Raw genomic sequence first — 18,081 nt, 5'->3', positions numbered from 1 at the left:
GGGGCTTTTACTTTTCCCAAACATCGGAGGCTATCCCACCTGCCCATTCGGTGCGGTAACAGGGACTGGGCACTCCCATACCCGATTACGACACCACTGCCTCTCGGGCCTGCATTTATCGAGCATACAGGCGAATCAGCATTTTCCCAAAACTACGAAAACAGGACGTTTTTCGTAGTTTTCAAAACCACAACCTCAACGCATCAACACCATGATAACAGACACCATTGAACCTGTCTCCCCCGCAGCTCCCCAACGCTGCAACCTGCTCCTGCACTGTGGCAGCCATGCCGTCAGCCGGTGCGACCTTGCCCAGATCAAGACTCCCCGGGCAACCTCCACCTGGAAGCCGATCCCGCACATCGGGTTGTTACAAGTTGTCGAACGTACCTTGCTCGAACAAGGCTTTACCGTCGCAGGCCAAGCCCACGGCCTCACCCATGACAACGCCCGCTACTTCGGGCTACTCGAAGTCGACGCCCCCGTATCGGGACTTGAATACACCTATGTGGTCGGCGTCCGCAACAGCCACGACCAGCGTTTCTCCGCCGGAGTCGTTGCCGGGAGCCAGGTTTTAGTTTGCGATAATCTCTCGTTCTCAGGAGAAATCCAGCTGGCCCGTAAGCACACTCCGCGCATCCTGCACGATCTCCCCAGTCTTGCCAAGGAGGCGGTGTCAGGACTCAGGCATCACTGGGACCGACATGACCGCCGGGTGGATTACTACCGTCGCATCACGCTTCAGGATCGCACGGCTCACGACCTGATTGTCCGCGCCGTCGATGCCGGTGTCATGGCCAACAGCACCATCCCCAAGGTCCTGCACGAGTGGCGTCAACCCCGGCACGAGGCCTTCCATCCCCGTACCGCCTGGAGCCTTCAGAACGCCTTCACCGAGGCCCTCAAAGGCAACCTCAACCTCCTGCCCACCCGCACCCACCGCCTCCACCTGCTCCTCGATAATGCCCTCGGCCTGAATTGAGCGGGACGATGGAGACTGCCACCCATCCTGCGCAAGTAGGGACGCTCTCAGCAGTGCAATCACCCATCATGTCAACCATGGTTTACACCAAGAAAAGCCCCTGCCGTCCCGCCTTCTCGCGCTGGGCACGGGGGCTTTTCTTTTAGCTGAGAGTTCGAGGACAATTAGAAACGATATGTCAGAGCAGGTAGCGAACTCTGTAGTTCATCGTATCCTTTATCCAAGCTCAGAAACGATAGCCAACGTATCGCCCGCGAGGGTCAACGCACGAGGATAAAGGCACCGTTTTTTACCTGCTTCCCCTCGGGGGTAGTCACGACGATCAGGAATTTCAGCTTCTTGCTGACTTCAGTGCTCTCGGGGTGCACGAGCACGACGTAGCGCCCGGGTTTATCCTCGTCCGGCACCAGCTCATACCACGGAGCATCGTAGCCATCGGCATTTTTTTCGATTGAGATGCTATTCGCCGGATCCGTCGTTACATAGATCTCTTTATTCTCGTTGGCGGCCCCTTTTCGCCAGATGAGAATTCTGGGCGCGATGGTCATCAACTTGGGGATATTGGCCTCCAGGACAAGACGGGTGATCGGGTGCCCAGGCATATCTGCGTTCACCGTCAGCACCTTACGTTGTGGTCCGGTACGGTCACCGAGGGTAAAGATGGCCTTGATCTCGCCGGATTCGCCCGGCTCGTAAGTCTTTTTTTCCAGCTCAGGCACCGTGCAGCCGCAGTTGGAGTGGATATCCAGAATCGTCACTGGCTCATTCCCGGTATTCTTAAAGGCATATACCCCCACGGCTTGCTCCTGCCCCACCTCCACCGGCACAGTCAAACGCGTATGCTCCCACCGAAGCCCCGCATGCGTGAGCAAGGGTAACAGCGATATGCCAGCAACAACTCCTAGAATATAGCAACAGCAACCCATATAAATCAATAAAACCAAAAGACATATCTATAGGAAAACATCAGCACAATGTCAGTCACATTAATCGGATCGGCTCTATTCAGGCACGAACCATTGGGCATATAAATAAATATCAACAAAGTCTTCATTGTCACGTCTTGTGGAAAAGTAAAGGCGAGAATTTTTCACTTTAGAATATTCAATAGAGTCTACTTCATATAGGCGTTCATGCTTAATCAAATGAGCATCCCACCAATCCAAGCTCGATCTAATCTTCTGTTTACCCCATCCAGCTTCACCCAATGAAATCATTCGATCCCCAAGCTTTATTTTAAAGTCACTAAAGACATCTTCGCTCATCTTAAGATGCATATAGACTGAACATGATGAGCTTCGTTTTTCGTAGAAAAGATCCGCATTTAAAATCTTGGTTTCCTTTGGAAATTCAAAATTAAATTTATGTTCCAAAACGCGTGTAACTTGTGCAACATCGCTCACGCGCTGAGCCAAGCAACCACACAGAATCAAACATAGAACGGCGGCACAAGGCCTTGCATCTATTTTAATTCGCAGCAAACGGCCAAGCTTTTGTACCGCCATCCGTAAGTACCTTTCCATTCGATACAGGAAACTTAATATCATCGGAGTTCCAAACTATTATAATATTAAAATCTTGGTATGTTTTAAATCCTGAAGGATATACACTGCCACCGCTCCGCAATCTACGACCGACCCAGTCAGCCCAGCTTGACTCTGGATTATCAGCTTCATGTGGATCAAAAACATCTGTAATAGTATGAAAATTATGCCTCATTGTTATTGCGCAGTTAATTCGATCAATTTCATATCCTCCGCGTATTACATAGTCAATTCCGTTTAGAGTTGCCGTGAGGGAGAATGATCTGTTTAAATTTATATGTATCGTACCTGAGCTATACTGCCCACTGCTACGATTCCCATCCCAAGCCTTTTGGGCTTCTTTTTGCATTGCACTCTGCGCTTCGACTCGAATCGCACCGAGGCTCTTCATATATTCTCCCCAATACCCACCAAAGCGTCCAAATGTATCATTACCGTTAGGCTCGGCCCAGTGCCGCAGTAGAGCAGCAGCAACGGCTTCATCTGTTAGCATTCCGAGTTGGTCCCATCCATTCACTCCATTATTCCCAACGAACACGTATAAATTCATCCCACCCTCTTCCTCAATCGGGTCCCTTGAGAGCCAACGCCCCATTCCGGGAGAGTAGTAGCGGTAGCCGTAGTAGAGAAGGCCTGTTTCGGGGTCGGTGTATTTAGTGGAGAAGCGGTATGTGAGAGCATCGGCGGCGCTACCGGTCGCACGCAGGGGCTCACCGAAGGGGCCATACTCGAACCGCGCAGCGACTTCGCCACCGGCGGCGTCCACATAGGCCATGACATTGCCGTTGCCGTCGTAGGCGGGATAATAGGTGCCCGCAGAGGAGCCGTTCGACACGTTCACGGCGAGCAGGCCACCGACGCCGCCTGCGCCCTGTAGCGATCCGGAGAGGTCGATCCCCCAGGCATAGGTGCGAGAGCCTACCTGCACCCCCGAAACATCATAGTCCAGCTCCGCCAAGAGATTCCAGTCATCATACAAGAAGGCAGTAGTTGCCGCAGGAGAGGTTTCCCAGGTCGACGTCGTATCGCTCCAGTCGTAGACCTCCTTCTTCACTCGGCGCCCCTGCGAGTCATAGGTGAAGGTGAGCTTCTGGCCGGGTAGCCCGAGGGAAATGGCTGTGGCGGTCGGCTCCAGCGTAACGAGGCGATTTTCACCGTCCCAGGCGTAGAGCCAGCGCGAGTCAGACTTCAGATTCCCATCGTCGTCGTAGGTGAAGTTTTCCGGATTGGGCGGCAGATAGGCCCGAGTCTCGACCTCGGCCACAGCATCGGTGCCATTGGCACCCTGCCCGGCATAGGTGCCCACAAGCAGGATGTCCTCATAGCGGGCAGCATCTGGGGCCTCCCCCGAAGAGTAATCCAGCAACGCCTGATAATAATCCCCCGTACGGGTAGCGGCCTGAGCGTTTGCGGTGACGGTCGCATTAGCGTTGGCCATCCCGAGCACGCCCAGTACACGCGGCACCGAACGGCTGCCATATTGATTAAGTGCATTGGCACCATTGACACCGGTCGCATCCGTGCCGGCATAGTACTGCTGCCGTCGAGCGGCATTTCCATCGCGCCCCGCCGCGGAGCGGTTGCCGATGTCATCAAAGCCGTAACTAAAGGTGTAACCAGGAACAATCTGTCCGCCGGGTAGAGACTTCGTGGCGCTGACCACCTGCCCGAGTGCATCGTAGCCGTAACGCCAGTACTCGCCATTACCGCGAGTCGCGTAGGTCCGCTGATTGGCCATGTTGTAGGCGTAGGTCATTCCAAGCTCCTGATGGGGCTGCCCATAGCTCAGGCTCCTTAAGCGTCCAAGATTATCGTAATCTTTCCCGACAGCAAGCACTTCCGCAGAACCCTGAGTCTGCACCACAGAGTCAATCTGGCTGGTCCCCTCCTTGTAGCCGTAGGTAGCCGTGTGAGTCTCTCCCCCCTGAGCAAAACTGACCGTACCCAAACGTCCCGTGTTGGCATCATAGCCATACTCAACGGCGTGCATACTACTGGCCCCGTCGGACACCGAGACGCTACTCAGGCGCGAAGCATCATCGTAGTCGTGATTAACCACAAAACCATCCCAAGGCTCGCCACTCGCCGAATATGTCTCAGACACAACCCTTCCGGCATCAAAGCCAAGTATACGCGTCCCTGACGCATCGCTGACCTGGCCTGCTCGGCCTGCACGATCAAACTCTGAGTAGGTGACTGAGGCCGTGACACCATCTCCATAGGAAATACTGGTCTGATAGCCGTAGAGAGGGTCATAGCCATAAGTCGTCACGATACCTCGTCCACCCGTACGGGTTTTCAGTCGTCCCGCATTGTCATAGGTGACCGTGTCCACGAAAACTGAGCCACTTGCAAAGTTAGTCGGTGTTTAGGAAAAATTCAGAGTATGAAAGGCAACCGATGCATACATCATACAATCAGACGTCCTACCGCTGGGAGTAAGAGTTTTGGGTGCAGCAGGTCGACAAGGCCAAACAGCAGGAAGAACTTCAAAAATGAGTTAACGAGCGTAGAGAGGAGGCCTGACACGCGCGACTGAAGCAGAGTCAGCGTTATTGGTTGATGATTGAGAATCCTGCTGCGTTTTTACCGAAGTCTAGCTCCAGTAGCCGGTAACATCCATTGCGGTTTGCTACCGTTTGATCGCTCAGACTTCCTTTTGCCTGCTCTGGACCCCACCGCACACTCCAGTGGAAGCCTAAGTACTCAACGCTAAGCAGTCCATCCGTCAGCACGACATGACTCTGCGAGGAGCCATCCGTGACGATAATCGGGATCATATAAGTCAGATGCTCCGTTGAGGTGTGATTCACCGTTACTGATGCGACAACATCAAGTGCGCCCGGTCTCAGAGTCAGAGTTTCGTCAACTTGGCTCGCGCTGGGGGCATGCTGATAGTGGATCGCGAACGCGACCGCTTCCGGGCTCTCTGTGAGTATCTCTAGCTCATAAGTCAGGTCGGGAGTTCCCAGAGACGCGAGAGAAAGTGTTCCAGTCTCAGTCGTCCATTTAGGAGCAAGAGCTGCGGGTTCATCGGTAGCCTTTTCCCCTGAAGCGAAGCTGTACTGCGGATGAGCCGAAAAGGGCATCCCCAACACCATTTCCACCGGAGTTCCGGCGAAGAGCAAACGTCCGATACCCGTAGCATCATAGTGTGGGTCTGCGCTAGTGTCGATCTCTACGTAGGTATCGCCACAAGATGCGAAAATCTTGTGAAAAGCATCCTTAAGTTCAAAGACGTATCCTGAGTGTCCAGACGGTGGTACAGACTCGGAGATCGACTCGTCGGCAAACAAGGCTGCCAGTCCGTAGAACGAAGAGCACAGCAGAGAGTAAACCGAGTACTGACCATAACCGTCGATACCGTGACGCGTGTCTGGGTCAAAGCCGTTTTTCAAATGGCGTGGGGGAGTCATCTCCATCAGCCAGCGTTGCGTGACCCTCCCGCATCGGTGGGCTTGAGCTTTGAACGCACCAGCCAAGCGCGGATTGCTATCTTTGTAGCCTTGAGCCTCCAGTTCAAAAATCGCGCTAAGGATTGCTTCCTGGAACTGGAACTGGCTGGAGCGCCCCCCATAGGGGGCGTACCCGTCCGTGCTCGTAAACAACAACGCGGTCAGCGCACCCCGGCGCTCCAGCTCTTCCAGCGTGGGGCGTAGTGGTGTGTCGAGTCCGTAGGCAAGTGAGGCACAAAATTGCAGTCTGGTCGTGATGTCATAGGTGATCGGATCCCCAGGGTCGCGGTACATGCCATACTCGGTCATGTGCTCAAGCTGCGGCTCCATATAGACATTGAAAAAGTCGGCGCCCCAAAGAAAGCGATCATCCGAGGGGCCGAGTCCGGCTAGCTCTCGCATTCCTTCTCCGGCAGAGGAATAGACAACCCAGTTGTGCAGTTCTTTCAATTTTTCGCCATGAGCGGGATCGACACACTGGTAACTACGTTCGCCGTCGACTGCCCGCAAATCATCTCGCCAGGCTGCTTGCAAATCTGGAGGCGCGATACCTTCCAGACATTGATCGGCGGTCATTAGCTCTCGCATCCAAAAGTCTGGTGACATATCGCGAGCCGTACCGTCACGCAGTCGGCGGCAACAATAAGCCATGGATCGGCAAACGATGTCCAGATATTCCTGACAGCGTCCAAACGAAATGAGAATGGCTGCCGAGGATACAAAACGTGAAGTGGTTTGGTTCCATTCTTCCCCCGTCACCGGGTCAATGACCGCGCCCTCTTTGTTTACCCACTCGACCGCCATGCGTACGATACGTTCGCAATTATCTAGATATAGCTCACGGTCATAGCCGCTCGGTTGCCACGTGGATGCGGAACAGTTCTCTGCCAACAGAGATTCCACACGTCCTTCGAGGGGATAGTAAGATAGTCTATGCTCAGTGGCATTCATAGGATGATGCGAAAAGGGTACGATTTCGGCTCTGACCTGCCTACGCAAACTGTACCGCATTGAGAGTTAGTCTGAGCGAGTTAATGATGTGATATAGGGTTAGGTTGTAGAGGGTGTCAAGGCTTGGGCGGAATGAGGGCGTAGTTCGAGTGTAGCCCATGCGAAGGGGTCTGGTGCGGTTTCTTGGCTGCAAACTCCAGAGAGGTAGCAGTCCGAGTAAACGGCGCCCCCCCCTACCCCGAGGGAAGATGTCAACCATGGTTGACACTATTCCGAGCAGCCCCCTACCGTCGATGCACCCGGCTGCTGGGGACTTTCTTAGCGAGCTTAGAGGTGCTGGGCAGGTCGGGGGCGAGGAATTCGTGCACGTCCAGGCAGAAGGCGGCGGCGATACGCTCGACGGTGCTGACCCAGATTTCCTTTTTGCGGCAGGCCTCGATCTGCTGGAGGAACTTCTCTGACATGTCGGCCAGTTCGGCCAGCTCCTGTTGAGTCAGGCCGTGCTTCTGACGAAGTTCACGGGTTCGGCGGGCGACACGTTCAACGGAATCCATACCCCAGTGATTGTAGGGGAATAGGCTTGCCTTTGTTACCTGTGATCGCTGGGGTTGTGTTTGTGAATACGCCCCTCTCCTACTGGCCGGTTAAAGGTCTCGTACACTTGGCCCTGTGTGCACTTCTGATTATGTGCGTGCCCCCTCTGGCTTTCGGCGGGCCGGACGCGTTCTCCATCAACGAGACCTTGAACAAATCAGGCTATGAGCGCGACGACCTCTTTATCCTGCTGAAGCAGGACCCGACCTTCGCGTCATGGTGCCGCAACTACAGCCTGGACGATCCGTCGGTGTGGTCCTCGCTGCTGACGCGCCTGGAGCTCCGCAACGCGCAACTGATGGACAAAATCGAAGAGGCCCAAAGCATGAGCAATACCGGCGACATGAGAAGCTTTGTCAGCGGGCGGTCACTGAGCAAGGCAGACATACGGGCCCGAGGGGAGCAACTACTGAGAAAATCTCGTCGTGAGCTGGAGCAAAACGAGCGCGTGCTCAACGCGGTCAAAGACCTGCAAGGACGTCTAGACTCGCTGCGACACCGACAGGGCTTAACCGATCCCATGACCCTCGAAAATGCCGCCGGGCAAAGCATCGAGGGCTGCGTGGTGATGCTCGATGGGTTGGACGCGATCATCTACCGCAGCGGCGACCGGTACTACCGGATTGCCCTGTCAGCACTGTCCGTGGATACCCAGGAAACCATTTACCAAAGCGTGTTCGCTCAATGGGACAGACTCCCGTCAATCCCTGGACTCACCATGATGCCTAAAAACGAGTCCTCTATCGCCTACGACAACGCGTATGCCTATGTTCAGGACGACAAAGAGGGCCTGATGACAACGACGGGCATGCCCTCTATGACCTACGAAAAGTACGGAAAGGGCTTGCAGGAAATGCTGAAGGAGCGCGAGGAGGAGTTCGGAGAAAAGGTACGGTTTTACCTGAGCCAAATATCGATCGATCAGGAAATCACGGGCGATGGCTGGAGGGCCTACCTAGTCGAGGTCGGAGAGCAGCTGGTCTTCATCAGGACGCAAGAGACGGTGTTTTATACCCCCGGGTGGGCAGAACGGAATCTGGTCTACGCAGGACGTTCGGACCCCATCATGATGGCCGATGGCTCGCAGCGCACTTTTCCGATCATGCAGGAGGTTGCCGCTAAAAAGCTGGAGTGGCGCGATGACACCCTGCAACGGATCGACCGGTGCGAACAGAGGGCGAAGCTGAACCAACGGCGCATGCAGGTCATCAACGCCTACAAACAACAGCACACGATACCCGCCAAGGCAGAGGATGAGCCGACCGAGTCCAGTTAGCGCGGGCAGAGTGCTCCGTCTCCTGCTGGTGGGCGGGCTGGCAGGCATCAGTGTATCGTCCCTGGAGGCAGCGCGTGAACACTCGGAGGCGTTTTATCAGGTACGTGCGGCTACGCAGTTGAACGGCCAGACAGAGGTCGCCCTCCCCAACGACACCCGCTGTGACATCCTGACCGATACCTATGCCATCGAGGTGGACTTTGCTGACAAGTGGACCGAGGCCATCGGGCAGAGCCTGAACTACGCTGCTCAAACCGGACGACAAGCCGCCATCATCCTGGTCATCGAAAAGCCTGATCAGGAAAAATATCTGACGCGTCTGCAACAGGTCGTGCAGAGCTTCGAACTGCCGATACGGGTCATTCCGATCCGCCTGGGAAACGGGATCAACCTGTGCCCCAAGAAGCCCAACGCCCAAACGCCCTCTCAGCCTCTTTAAATGCGGCAAGCAACCCACCTAACCTTCGATGATTAAAACGCTCCCCAGCGCCCTCCTGGTGGCCTTCTTGACGTGCTTCCTAAGTGGCATGGCAACACCGACTGCCAGTGGGCATGAGATGAACCTGCAAAAAGACGCTGAAGGGTATGTCACAGAGATCCAAATCTCCCTGGAGGATCAGGTGCCCCTAACGATTCGGCCAAGGTATGCAAAGAGGTTGGGCGCGGACACCTGCCTGGAACTGCCCTATGAGCCTATGTCGATCTTCAGTCCCCTGAAACCCTGGGAACCGATACCTGTAGATGGGGTCCCGGCCTTGGCTGTTCTGGAGAGCGTAAAAACCTTTCCCGTGTCGGGTTCCCCTGCCTGGGTGATGCGTGTCTTTATCCTGCAAGCGGATGGGCCTAAAGAACTGCCCCCGATAGAGGGGACTGGAGAGGTGTATTACTTTTGGGACTTTGACGGTGATGGTTCCCTGGAGTTTGTGAACGAGGAAGGACATCAAACCCTGAACACAGGAATCCCCCACTCTCAGCATGTTTATATGTTCGATGGAGTACGGTACCGGCACACTGCCGATGGATGATCTGTCGAACGACAAGCATGGACGACATGGATCTACGTGTTTAGCTAAATATAAAAGACATAGAAAGACCTCACCAGTAAGGTGAGGTCTCTTTCTCTTTATATTGTTCAGATAAGAATTCAGGACATATTCAGTATATTCAATTCAGTAACACATTCAGTAATATTGGGGACATTCCTTAGGGACAGCCTTGAGGAAAAAATATGGCTTCCCAGGGACAAATCCGGAAGGATCAGGGACATTACACAATCTCGTTTTCACCCGTACTCTCCGTAGCTTCCTGAACAAGTTTTTTGGTACTTTCAGCGTACCTCACACTATCCAGATACCCGCAGAACAACCCATGGCATCGCCGAAAGTTGTACCGCATGCTGGGCGTCATCCATGTCGAATCCTCTGCACCATCAAACTGGAACCAGGAAGCGGCAAGGCCATCCTCAATAGACTCCTCTCCTTCTTCGGGGTAAAAAGTCTCCAGCCAATTTGGCCAAAAACGGTGCGTGATGATAGACTTTTCGTTCTCGAACTCCCCATGGTCTATTGCGGCTCGCAAACAAACAAGAAACTGAGGGCCGAGAATGCGAAGCTCAACCAATCGCCTGATTCTGGCCCGAGCTCGCTGCGTCGGTCGTTTCGCCGTGTCGGTAAGCCGCCCCAGGTTGAACAACAGGTGGCCAAATTCGATCGTGGATTCCACAATCTGATCGATTTCACCGTTCGTCTGATAGGTAAACGGGACAACGCCATATTTCTCGCGGCATATGTCTTTGCGTTTCGCTTCATCAACCATAGACCTCAGTTCGTCATATTCGTGCTCTTGCAACGCTTTATCGTTGCGCAGGCGAATTGCTCGATCCACGCTCAGAAGCACCTCCTCCATAACCGGGATATTAATGCTTCGATGCAGGGTATTCTTGCCACGAAAAATGTAGCGAGAGGTATAGAGCAGCCCATTTTTCTTCATGTCAGCATGGTACCGCTTCACGGTCTTTACGCTGACAGGCTTTTTGAGTTTCCTATTATACCGCTTCGTCAGGACCTCGTAGTTATCCGCATTCCAGAGTCTACCGTCATGCTTGATAGAGGATCGGCAATAGCCTGCTGCGGTACGGTCAAAGTGATAAATCAGGTCCCGAATGATCAGTGTGTATAACCCCTTGTTCGGTCCAGGAAGCGTTGCACATAATGAAACCAGAGCCTTGGCATATCGTTTTCGCTGACGGATCAACTCCTTGAAGTTGTAGGAATAAGGTGATGTGTAGTTCATGTTTTTTTTGTTAAAGGTTGCCCGCCAGGCATATTTCCACGCCTGACGGGCCATTGTGAGTTATCGTTCAGGACCTGACTTCCTTTTCTTTCAGGATCGCTTCCAAAACCTCGTAGACCTGAGTCAGATCACCTTTTTCTGCCATTGATACAGCTCGCCGCAGTTTGGCAGCGAGTCCCTCGCCTGACGAAGTACACTTATCGCTGGTCGATTGAGGGAGAAATCCCCGGAATATCGGCTTGCTCAGCCTTATCGGTGGCGTGTCATCCTCATCGATCATCAGATCGGTACCGAGCATCACAGCATCGTTCACCGGTGCCTTGTCCTCCATAGAATCATCGAGTTCAGGCCCCTTCGGCTTCTTGGACTTCTGCTTGATGGTTTTGACCGCCTTTTCGATAATCGGGTAAGGAATGGATGCCTTTTCCTCACCGATTTCCTCCGCAACGATATCGATCACCTCATCATAGGCACTGCCTTTGAGGCCACCGAAGAGCCTCAAGCCTCGCTCCGTTTCGATTAACGGCAGACCACGCGCGGCAAGCTTCGGAGAGATAATTTCCTTTGCTGCAACGGCATTGGCTACCAAGTAACCGTATTGACGCGAGAACCCATGCTTCAGTTCGCAGTACTCCTGGAAGCTTTTGTATTTTTCGCGGTAGAGTCGGTCGTTCTTGATCTTCAGCAGCGCATAGCCGACTTTCTCGAATACATGCTTTCCACGCTGAATACATTCCTCGCACTGCTCCAGCTCCTCGCGCTCGGCTTCATTGAGCTTATCCATAGGCAGAGCGGGCAAGGTGGACGTATTCGGACGCCCCTTACTCCGGTCGGGATACTCCGTGCCCGGACTATCCAACTCCTCTTTTCGGAACTCATGGAAGGCCTGCGGGAATTCGCGCACACGTAGCGTGGAGGACCATTCGTCCCAGTCCGCACCGTCCCCGTCCTTCAGCCCGAGCGTCATGCCGTTTTGTGATGGATTGCCGCCCAGTTGCTGCAGGTAGAAAGCCACGCCCTGCTCCTGACAGTGCGCACGCAGCTTTTCCACCCACTCAACCGTCAAGGCACGAGGATATTTGCCGTGCTTGCTTTCCCCTTCGAGGATGACCCAGTCGATGCTATCGAGATTCAGCTTATCCATCTCAATCTCGGCTGCGGGCATGAGGCATAGTGCCCGCATGGCTGCGTTGACGGCCTTGAGATCATCCAAGCGCTTCAGATTGACTTCGTCGACACGGGTGAGCGTCGTCATCACACAGACATTGGTAAAAAAACCGCCAATGCGTTCAGCGAACTTGCCCATCACATCGGGGCACATGGTTGACCAGACCCAGAGGTGTTTCTGGCCTGCTTCACTACGGATTGCCTGCTTCATTTCTGCTTCGAGAAACTCGAAATTCGCCTCATCGCTGAAGGCATCTCCGAGGTCACCGATGCAGATGATGCGGGCGAGCGGTACTTTCCATGCTTCATTTGCCGAGCGACAGCCAAGCAGGTCTGACAGGGCAGCAGCCTTACGGCCCCTGCCATTGAATTTGGTCACGCTCTCAAAGGTGGGAGCATATCCCTTCTTCGGCTTACGTTCCGGATTTACCAGGCTGTAGCCCTTCTTGAAATGCTGCATGGCAGCATGGCTAGTGATCCGCTCCTCAATTGCCCGATGGGCAGCAGCGGAAGAATGCTTCCCGTAATCGGCTTTCACCTTCGCGATAAATTTCTTGCGAAGGTGGTAGAGGTTCGTGGTGGTGAGTGCTTTGCTGTGATGCTCGCTGGGCGCTTCGATCGCATCGTAGGCTTCGTTAATCAGCTCTGCGTAGAGCTCGCGGGCCTGGCCTTCCGTCCAGTCGCCACACTGGGCATGAACGACCTTGTCGATGCTATCGAGGATCGTGTCGGCGGGAGCAAACAGTTCACTGTGTTTGCCGCCCATCATGGGATTCGCGGTGCTGTCGCACCAGGTCGGATGAGTTTCTTTACTCATGGTTTTTCTTATATTTTTGAGTTTTAGGCCGAAGTTGTTTCGACCCTTCATACCCGTTACGCATGAGCACCCGCACCCTGAGGGATTTTTTTGAAAAAAAGTTTTTAGGGCAGGCTCATCCCCCTACCCCGCATTCAAAATGCAAAGACAGCACGGCCCCGCAAATCCAGCATGGACACAGGCCTAAACACAGCAATACCCTCTCCGATCGATCTCGATCCGGGGGCAAAACTCAGTTCGCGGACAGGTAGCTGCCGCCAACTCTCAGGCTGAAGGACGTACCATCGTCCTCCCAGCTCACCCACCCATTCGGGGTAGGCTGAAGTCTCTGGAAAGCCCGCTCAGGGGCCGCGTACTCCTTATCCAACCACAAACGCCGGTGACGTTTCAATTTGATAAGCACGCGGGTTTTCGGGGTGATCCCCTTAACCACTCTGGCATCTTTCAGGTCCAGGCAGTAGCCGCCCTGGACCTCCGACCACTCCAACGGAAATTCCACCGCCTCTGACCTGCCACTGGCTAACGAAGAAAACTCAAGCGTGAGCGTATACTGCTTACTGCCATCATCCTTCAGACGCAGCAACACCTCGTCGATTGCTACGATGGCCCCGTCTTGTGAATCCATTGCGCTTTGTTGCGTCTGTATCTGCTTGTGCAGGTCCCAGGCCTCACTCGACAGAAAGCACCATCCGAGGGCATGGTCCTGATGGGTCAGGTTCAGCGAGTAGGTATCCCTGAGTTTCTCGGCTCGTCCAGTAGACCAAAGATAGCCCCCAACACCAGCCAGCACAACGATCACAAGCACGAAGCCCAATACACAGAACGACAGTGGGTGGCGGCGTTTAAAAATATTCATCCCCTCAAACAAACGCTGGCTGTGGACCGGGTTGCGCATTTGAGCGAGCATCTGCGTGGCATTGCGGTAGCGCTTATCCGGGTCCAGCTGCAGGGCCTTTTCCACGATCGGACGCGCCCCCAGGTAGCGCCCGAACTTCTCTGGTATCGTCAGCGATTTGGTCGTCTCGTCCTGCACACCGACCGGTCGCGTCCAGGCCGGGTAATCTCCGAGCATCAGCTGATAGTAAATCACGCCGACCGAATAAACATCCCAGGCATAGGAAAGGTATTCATCCGGCGGCATGTAGCCCTTGGTCCCGCGTCTGGGCGTACGCCCACCGACCTTCTCGCTTAGGACGCCCGCGCTCAGATCGAACAACACGGCCCCGTGCTGCGTGATCATGACATTGTTCGGGTTGACGTCGCAGTGGATAATCCCTGAGCGGTGCAGCTCGGACAGCCCACTGAGGATATCTTTGATGATCTTGACGATCTCCCGCGGGCGAAGCGCCTTCCCGGACTGAATACGCTCGGCCAAGGTATGACCGTGCAAATACTCCATAATGAAGACCGGGCAGCCATGGTGGTCGATCGAGGGGTGCACCCGCACCAAGTGCTCCGAACGATGCCGACGACTCAAAATATTATACAACTCGATCTCGTGCTCGAACTGCCCATAGGCATTCGCATCCTTCGGCACCTTGGCCGCATACTCCTGCCCGTCTGTCAGGTTCCTGACGCGGTACACCTCCGCGTCCGCTCCCTCCTTGATAAACTCCAGGACCTCGAAGTTATTGCCGATAATCTCTCCGGGGTCAAAAGCACCGCCGTCTCCTGCGATCAGGCCCTTCAACTCGTCGTCGGAAAAATCCATGACACCCTTAAAAATCCAGATCGAGGGTTTTCTTGTTCTTGGCCCGGTCCCAGACTGCCCCGGCCAGCTCGTACACATCCTCCGGGTTGTCGGACACCGTCAAGGCTGCCCGCCAGAGAGCCTGCTGACGGATGTAGGAGGCCACCTCGCTCTTGATGGTGCGCATCTCCCACTCGCCCATCGCCTGCACGCCGGACGAACGCTCCTGTCCGGACTTCAGTTCCTTATAGGCCTCATAGCGCTCGGACTGACCCAGCTCGGCATAGTGCTCGGCGGTCAGACGCATGGCCAAACGAAAGACTTCGTTCACCTCAAGCTCATCGATGCACTGGACGATTTGCGACTCCGAGTGCATGTGCTCCTCGTCCAGTTCGGACGCCACCAGCTTCCTGCGCTTACGCCAGTGGTCGAGCACATGACGGCGGATCCTGCTCTTGATCCAATGCCTCAGCCGTCCACGTATCGGGTCATACGTCGAGAAATAGTCCCGCCCGGGGTCCAGCATCAACAGGACTTCATTGCCAGCAAGGTCCTCCACCTCTGATAAGCCATCGCCATTGCCCGCATGCTTGAGCAAAAAGCTGGCGGCAACCCCTCTTAAAACCGGCTGATAGATCGCGGCGATTTCAGCAACACGGGCCTGACGTCTGGGATTATCCGGGCCAAGCAGGATATCGACCGTCGTACGGGTCGTCTCGGGGATATCACTGCGCGTGCTATTCATCGCTATCAGGGGGTCATAAAGATACGAAAACTCCCTTATCTCTATTTGGTTATTTCCCGTGGTCCATGAAAAAACACCCTAAAAAGTCCGTAATCCGACCAATGCGGAGGGTTGGGTGTCAACCATGGTTGACATTGCGGGAAGTATCCAATCGCCCCTGAACGCCCATGAATAAAGGGAAAAGCCGCTATTCGGCACCACTGGACCGGATAAAACCGAAAAAGAGGGGACCTACCACTACTGCTCATCATTGTCGTCCACGGGTGCCCCTTTTGCCTCGAAGGCGGCTTTGTCGGCGAGGGAAACGTGACCCTCGACCATGCCGTTGTCGAGGGGATCATCAATGCGGGCGGCGAGGTCGCGGAAGAGTTTACGGATGTCGATGACGCCGCCGATGAGGAACCACACGGTGGAAATAACCCCAAGCACGGCGGTGACCCAGAGGCTCGTGATGAGGAAGTACGTACTCCACCACTGCGTCGGCCAGGGGGAGATGAGATTCCAGACCAGCACGGCCCCGAAGCACAGCCCGAACTTGTAAACAATCGCGTAGCCGAAGACCGACCAGGCGATGATTTTGTCGCCCAAGGTATACTCCGGCGTAATGCCGATCAGTTTCTGAAGGGCACTGTGCAGGCTCCACTTGAAAGGGGGCTTGTACTCGCCGGCCACATCGTAGACGCCTCGGTGCAGCAGACGGTCGAGGTTGTAGGGCTTCTTTTGTGTCAGGGCCGAGCCGATGACGTAGGCGGCGATCCCGCTGATCATGGCCATAAAGTACAGCTCGTAGGAGTTGATGGGGAACTTCACCGGGTCCATCTGCCAGGCGATGTAGGGGCTGAACGGGTGCGAAACCGTTTCCAGAAAATGCCCGACCGGCACGGCCCAGCCTTGCGAGACAAGCCAGGGGTAGACCGTCTCGGCCCAGTTGCGCTGGAGGATGAGCCCGGCCAGCGAAAACCCGGAGCCAAAGATCAGCGCCCCAAAGGCGCCCACAGAATTACCGAAGCGGCTGTAGAGCCCGAAGATCATGATCGGCCCGGCCCCGCCCAGCCACAGCCCGGTCATGATGACCAGGAACATCTGGATGTAGTCCAGCTGTACGAAAAAAATGGATACAAAAAAGAAAAACACGCAGACCCCCAGCGACGTAAAACGCAGCACACGCAGGTGCTGCCTGGGCGCGAAGGACGTCTTGCGGAACGGCATGATGATGTCCTGCACGATGGTCGAGGAGGCGTTGAACACGCGCGAGTCGTCGGTCGAGATCAGCAGCATGATCATCAGCAGGCAGAACAAGCCCATCAGCCCGACCGGCAGGATGTTTTTCAGGGCCACCGGCAGCATCATCTGTTGGTAAAGAGTGCGGAATTTTTGGAACTCGAGGTTGCCCTCCGGGGTGCCGGTCAGCGTTTGACGAGCGGTCTCGATGTACGGGGTGTCGATGTTGTCCTCACGCGAGAGCGGCGCATCCTCGCCGATCTCGTGGCCCTGGATCGGAATTTGTGCCAGGCTGGAGTTGAGCTGCTCGCGCAAGATCGGGTCCGACACGGCCTCCTGCGCAACCTTTGCCGTCAGCTCCTGACGGATCTCGTGCGTCTGCTCCGCGTACTTGCGGTGCGTCATCAGCGCAATCAGCATCACAGCCACCAGCAGCATCATGAGCTGCGCGTAGAGCACCCGCCACGTTCCCAGGATGCCCGCCATTTTTTGCTCATGAGGGGTCCGGCCACTGCCGCTGGTGTCGTTGCCGATCCAGCTGGCGCGGTTCAGAACGCTGCCCAGAATCGTCACAAACAGCGCGAAAATATTGAAGTCGCGCAGCTTTTCGATGTCGAAGGGGTTGATGAAGCTCTCACCGTCTACCCGGTCCATCATGACCGGCCCGATCGTGTCGCTCCAGCCAAAGTGCAAAAAGATGTATCCGGCTATAATGACAAAAATCGGGTAGCTCATCAGCCCCTGAAAGGCGTCGGAGATAAGCAACGAGATGCGTCCGCCCGGCCAGATCACCACCATACAAAGACACAGCGATAAAGCCACAACCAGCCCGAAGGTCGGCAGGTTGACCCCGAAAAGCATCACCCGGTGCGGCAACCCCAGAAAGTAGATGAAGAAGTTGGCCGCCACCGCCGGACCGATGGCGTTGGTCACCATCTCAGCGACCGTGCGGATGGTCGCCGCCACGATACGGAACGAGCGGCAATAGCGCATCTCCAGAAACTGTCCGATGGAGAGCGAGCGTGTCTCGCGGAAGCGGTATACGCAGTATCCGGTCAGTCCCATGATCACACCCACCGGCACCGTCAGGTACTCCCAGAACGTTAACGCATAGCCGACCTGATATTTGGATTCAACTAACGCCACCAGCGTGATCACACTCAGCCCAGCAGTCAGGTCCCCGGCTGAGATCACGTAACGTCCGGCCACGCGACCCGCCGCCAAAAAGTCCACCACCCCGCGTACGTATTTCCGACTGTAAACAGCTAGAAATAAAACTAGCGAAACGGGCATAAGGACAATAAGCCAGTCTATGATATGCATAACAAGACAATCCGATAGAGAATG

Annotated in this window: 14 protein-coding genes; 4 read left to right on the top strand and 10 right to left on the bottom strand. The window is 55.0% G+C overall.

The annotated features are described in order from the left end of the window. Positions 1 to 211 precede the first annotated feature (211 nt). Positions 212 to 982: a DUF932 domain-containing protein gene (locus K0V07_RS04395; RefSeq protein ID WP_220623326.1), complete on the top strand. Its 771-nt coding sequence runs from the start codon at positions 212 to 214 to the stop codon at positions 980 to 982. A 260-nt stretch (positions 983 to 1,242) separates the two neighbouring features. Here the strand turns inward: K0V07_RS04395 and K0V07_RS04390 are convergent, their stop codons facing one another. The 5 genes from K0V07_RS04390 to K0V07_RS04370 form a co-directional block, all read right to left on the bottom strand. Next, positions 1,243 to 1,809, bottom strand: a complete 567-nt coding sequence (locus tag K0V07_RS04390; protein ID WP_255568182.1) for a DUF1573 domain-containing protein — start codon at positions 1,807 to 1,809, stop codon at positions 1,243 to 1,245. A gap of 174 nt (positions 1,810 to 1,983) precedes the next feature. Continuing rightward, positions 1,984 to 2,487, bottom strand: coding sequence for a hypothetical protein (locus tag K0V07_RS04385; protein ID WP_220623324.1), 504 nt, complete (start codon positions 2,485 to 2,487; stop codon positions 1,984 to 1,986). Continuing rightward, positions 2,450 to 4,861 (bottom strand): RHS repeat-associated core domain-containing protein, encoded by a 2,412-nt coding sequence (locus tag K0V07_RS04380; protein ID WP_220623323.1) that lies wholly within the window; start codon positions 4,859 to 4,861, stop codon positions 2,450 to 2,452. Before K0V07_RS04380 ends, K0V07_RS04385 begins: the two co-directional genes overlap by 38 nt. A 217-nt stretch (positions 4,862 to 5,078) precedes the next feature. After that, positions 5,079 to 6,884 (bottom strand): hypothetical protein, encoded by a 1,806-nt coding sequence (locus tag K0V07_RS04375; protein ID WP_220623322.1) that lies wholly within the window; start codon positions 6,882 to 6,884, stop codon positions 5,079 to 5,081. A 332-nt stretch (positions 6,885 to 7,216) separates the two neighbouring features. Continuing rightward, the gene (locus K0V07_RS04370; protein WP_220623321.1) at positions 7,217 to 7,486 is read right to left on the bottom strand and encodes a helix-turn-helix transcriptional regulator; all 270 of its coding nucleotides are present in this window, start codon (positions 7,484 to 7,486) and stop codon (positions 7,217 to 7,219) included. 131 nt (positions 7,487 to 7,617) lie between these two features. On the opposite strand from K0V07_RS04370, the gene K0V07_RS04365 reads away from it, so the two are divergent. From K0V07_RS04365 to K0V07_RS04355, 3 genes are read left to right on the top strand one after another with little or no spacing between them, the layout of a single operon-like run. Continuing rightward, positions 7,618 to 8,802, top strand: coding sequence for a hypothetical protein (locus tag K0V07_RS04365; protein ID WP_220623320.1), 1,185 nt, complete (start codon positions 7,618 to 7,620; stop codon positions 8,800 to 8,802). A gap of 10 nt (positions 8,803 to 8,812) precedes the next feature. Beyond that, positions 8,813 to 9,241 (top strand): hypothetical protein, encoded by a 429-nt coding sequence (locus tag K0V07_RS04360; RefSeq protein WP_220623319.1) that lies wholly within the window; start codon positions 8,813 to 8,815, stop codon positions 9,239 to 9,241. 28 nt (positions 9,242 to 9,269) lie between these two features. Further along, positions 9,270 to 9,827 (top strand): hypothetical protein, encoded by a 558-nt coding sequence (locus tag K0V07_RS04355; RefSeq protein WP_220623318.1) that lies wholly within the window; start codon positions 9,270 to 9,272, stop codon positions 9,825 to 9,827. A gap of 241 nt (positions 9,828 to 10,068) precedes the next feature. On the opposite strand, the gene K0V07_RS04350 is transcribed toward K0V07_RS04355, so the two are convergent. The 5 genes from K0V07_RS04350 to K0V07_RS04330 form a co-directional block, all read right to left on the bottom strand. Then, on the bottom strand, positions 10,069 to 11,148 hold the full coding sequence (locus tag K0V07_RS04350; RefSeq protein WP_220623317.1) for a hypothetical protein: 1,080 nt from the start codon (positions 11,146 to 11,148) through the stop codon (positions 10,069 to 10,071). Positions 11,149 to 11,161: 13 nt separating this feature from the next. Next, positions 11,162 to 13,129, bottom strand: coding sequence for a DUF5131 family protein (locus K0V07_RS04345; RefSeq protein ID WP_220623316.1), 1,968 nt, complete (start codon positions 13,127 to 13,129; stop codon positions 11,162 to 11,164). A 181-nt stretch (positions 13,130 to 13,310) separates the two neighbouring features. Then, entirely contained in the window at positions 13,311 to 14,789 is a 1,479-nt protein-coding gene (locus K0V07_RS04340) for a serine/threonine-protein kinase (protein WP_220623315.1), read from the bottom strand. Positions 14,790 to 14,796: 7 nt separating this feature from the next. Further along, complete coding sequence (locus K0V07_RS04335) at positions 14,797 to 15,513, bottom strand: hypothetical protein (protein WP_220623314.1); 717 nt, start codon at positions 15,511 to 15,513, stop codon at positions 14,797 to 14,799. 237 nt (positions 15,514 to 15,750) lie between these two features. After that, positions 15,751 to 18,027 (bottom strand): hypothetical protein, encoded by a 2,277-nt coding sequence (locus tag K0V07_RS04330; protein ID WP_220623313.1) that lies wholly within the window; start codon positions 18,025 to 18,027, stop codon positions 15,751 to 15,753. Positions 18,028 to 18,081 lie beyond the last annotated feature (54 nt).

The organism is Ruficoccus sp. ZRK36 (genome assembly GCF_019603315.1).
Classification (GTDB): domain Bacteria; phylum Verrucomicrobiota; class Verrucomicrobiia; order Opitutales; family Cerasicoccaceae; genus Ruficoccus.
The sequence above is the reverse complement of the archived record's forward strand: the minus strand, read 5'-3'. Positions and strand labels throughout refer to the sequence as shown.

Coding starts and splice junctions, on each gene's coding strand:
- K0V07_RS04395 (WP_220623326.1), top strand. CDS start 212: ATGATAACAGACACCATTGAACCTGTCTCCCCCGCAGCTCCCCAACGC.
- K0V07_RS04385 (WP_220623324.1), bottom strand. CDS start 2,487: ATGGCGGTACAAAAGCTTGGCCGTTTGCTGCGAATTAAAATAGATGCA.
- K0V07_RS04370 (WP_220623321.1), bottom strand. CDS start 7,486: ATGGATTCCGTTGAACGTGTCGCCCGCCGAACCCGTGAACTTCGTCAG.
- K0V07_RS04365 (WP_220623320.1), top strand. CDS start 7,618: ATGTGCGTGCCCCCTCTGGCTTTCGGCGGGCCGGACGCGTTCTCCATC.
- K0V07_RS04355 (WP_220623318.1), top strand. CDS start 9,270: ATGATTAAAACGCTCCCCAGCGCCCTCCTGGTGGCCTTCTTGACGTGC.
- K0V07_RS04350 (WP_220623317.1), bottom strand. CDS start 11,148: ATGGCCCGTCAGGCGTGGAAATATGCCTGGCGGGCAACCTTTAACAAA.
- K0V07_RS04345 (WP_220623316.1), bottom strand. CDS start 13,129: ATGAAGGGTCGAAACAACTTCGGCCTAAAACTCAAAAATATAAGAAAA.
- K0V07_RS04340 (WP_220623315.1), bottom strand. CDS start 14,789: ATGGATTTTTCCGACGACGAGTTGAAGGGCCTGATCGCAGGAGACGGC.
- K0V07_RS04335 (WP_220623314.1), bottom strand. CDS start 15,513: ATGAATAGCACGCGCAGTGATATCCCCGAGACGACCCGTACGACGGTC.
- K0V07_RS04330 (WP_220623313.1), bottom strand. CDS start 18,027: ATGCCCGTTTCGCTAGTTTTATTTCTAGCTGTTTACAGTCGGAAATAC.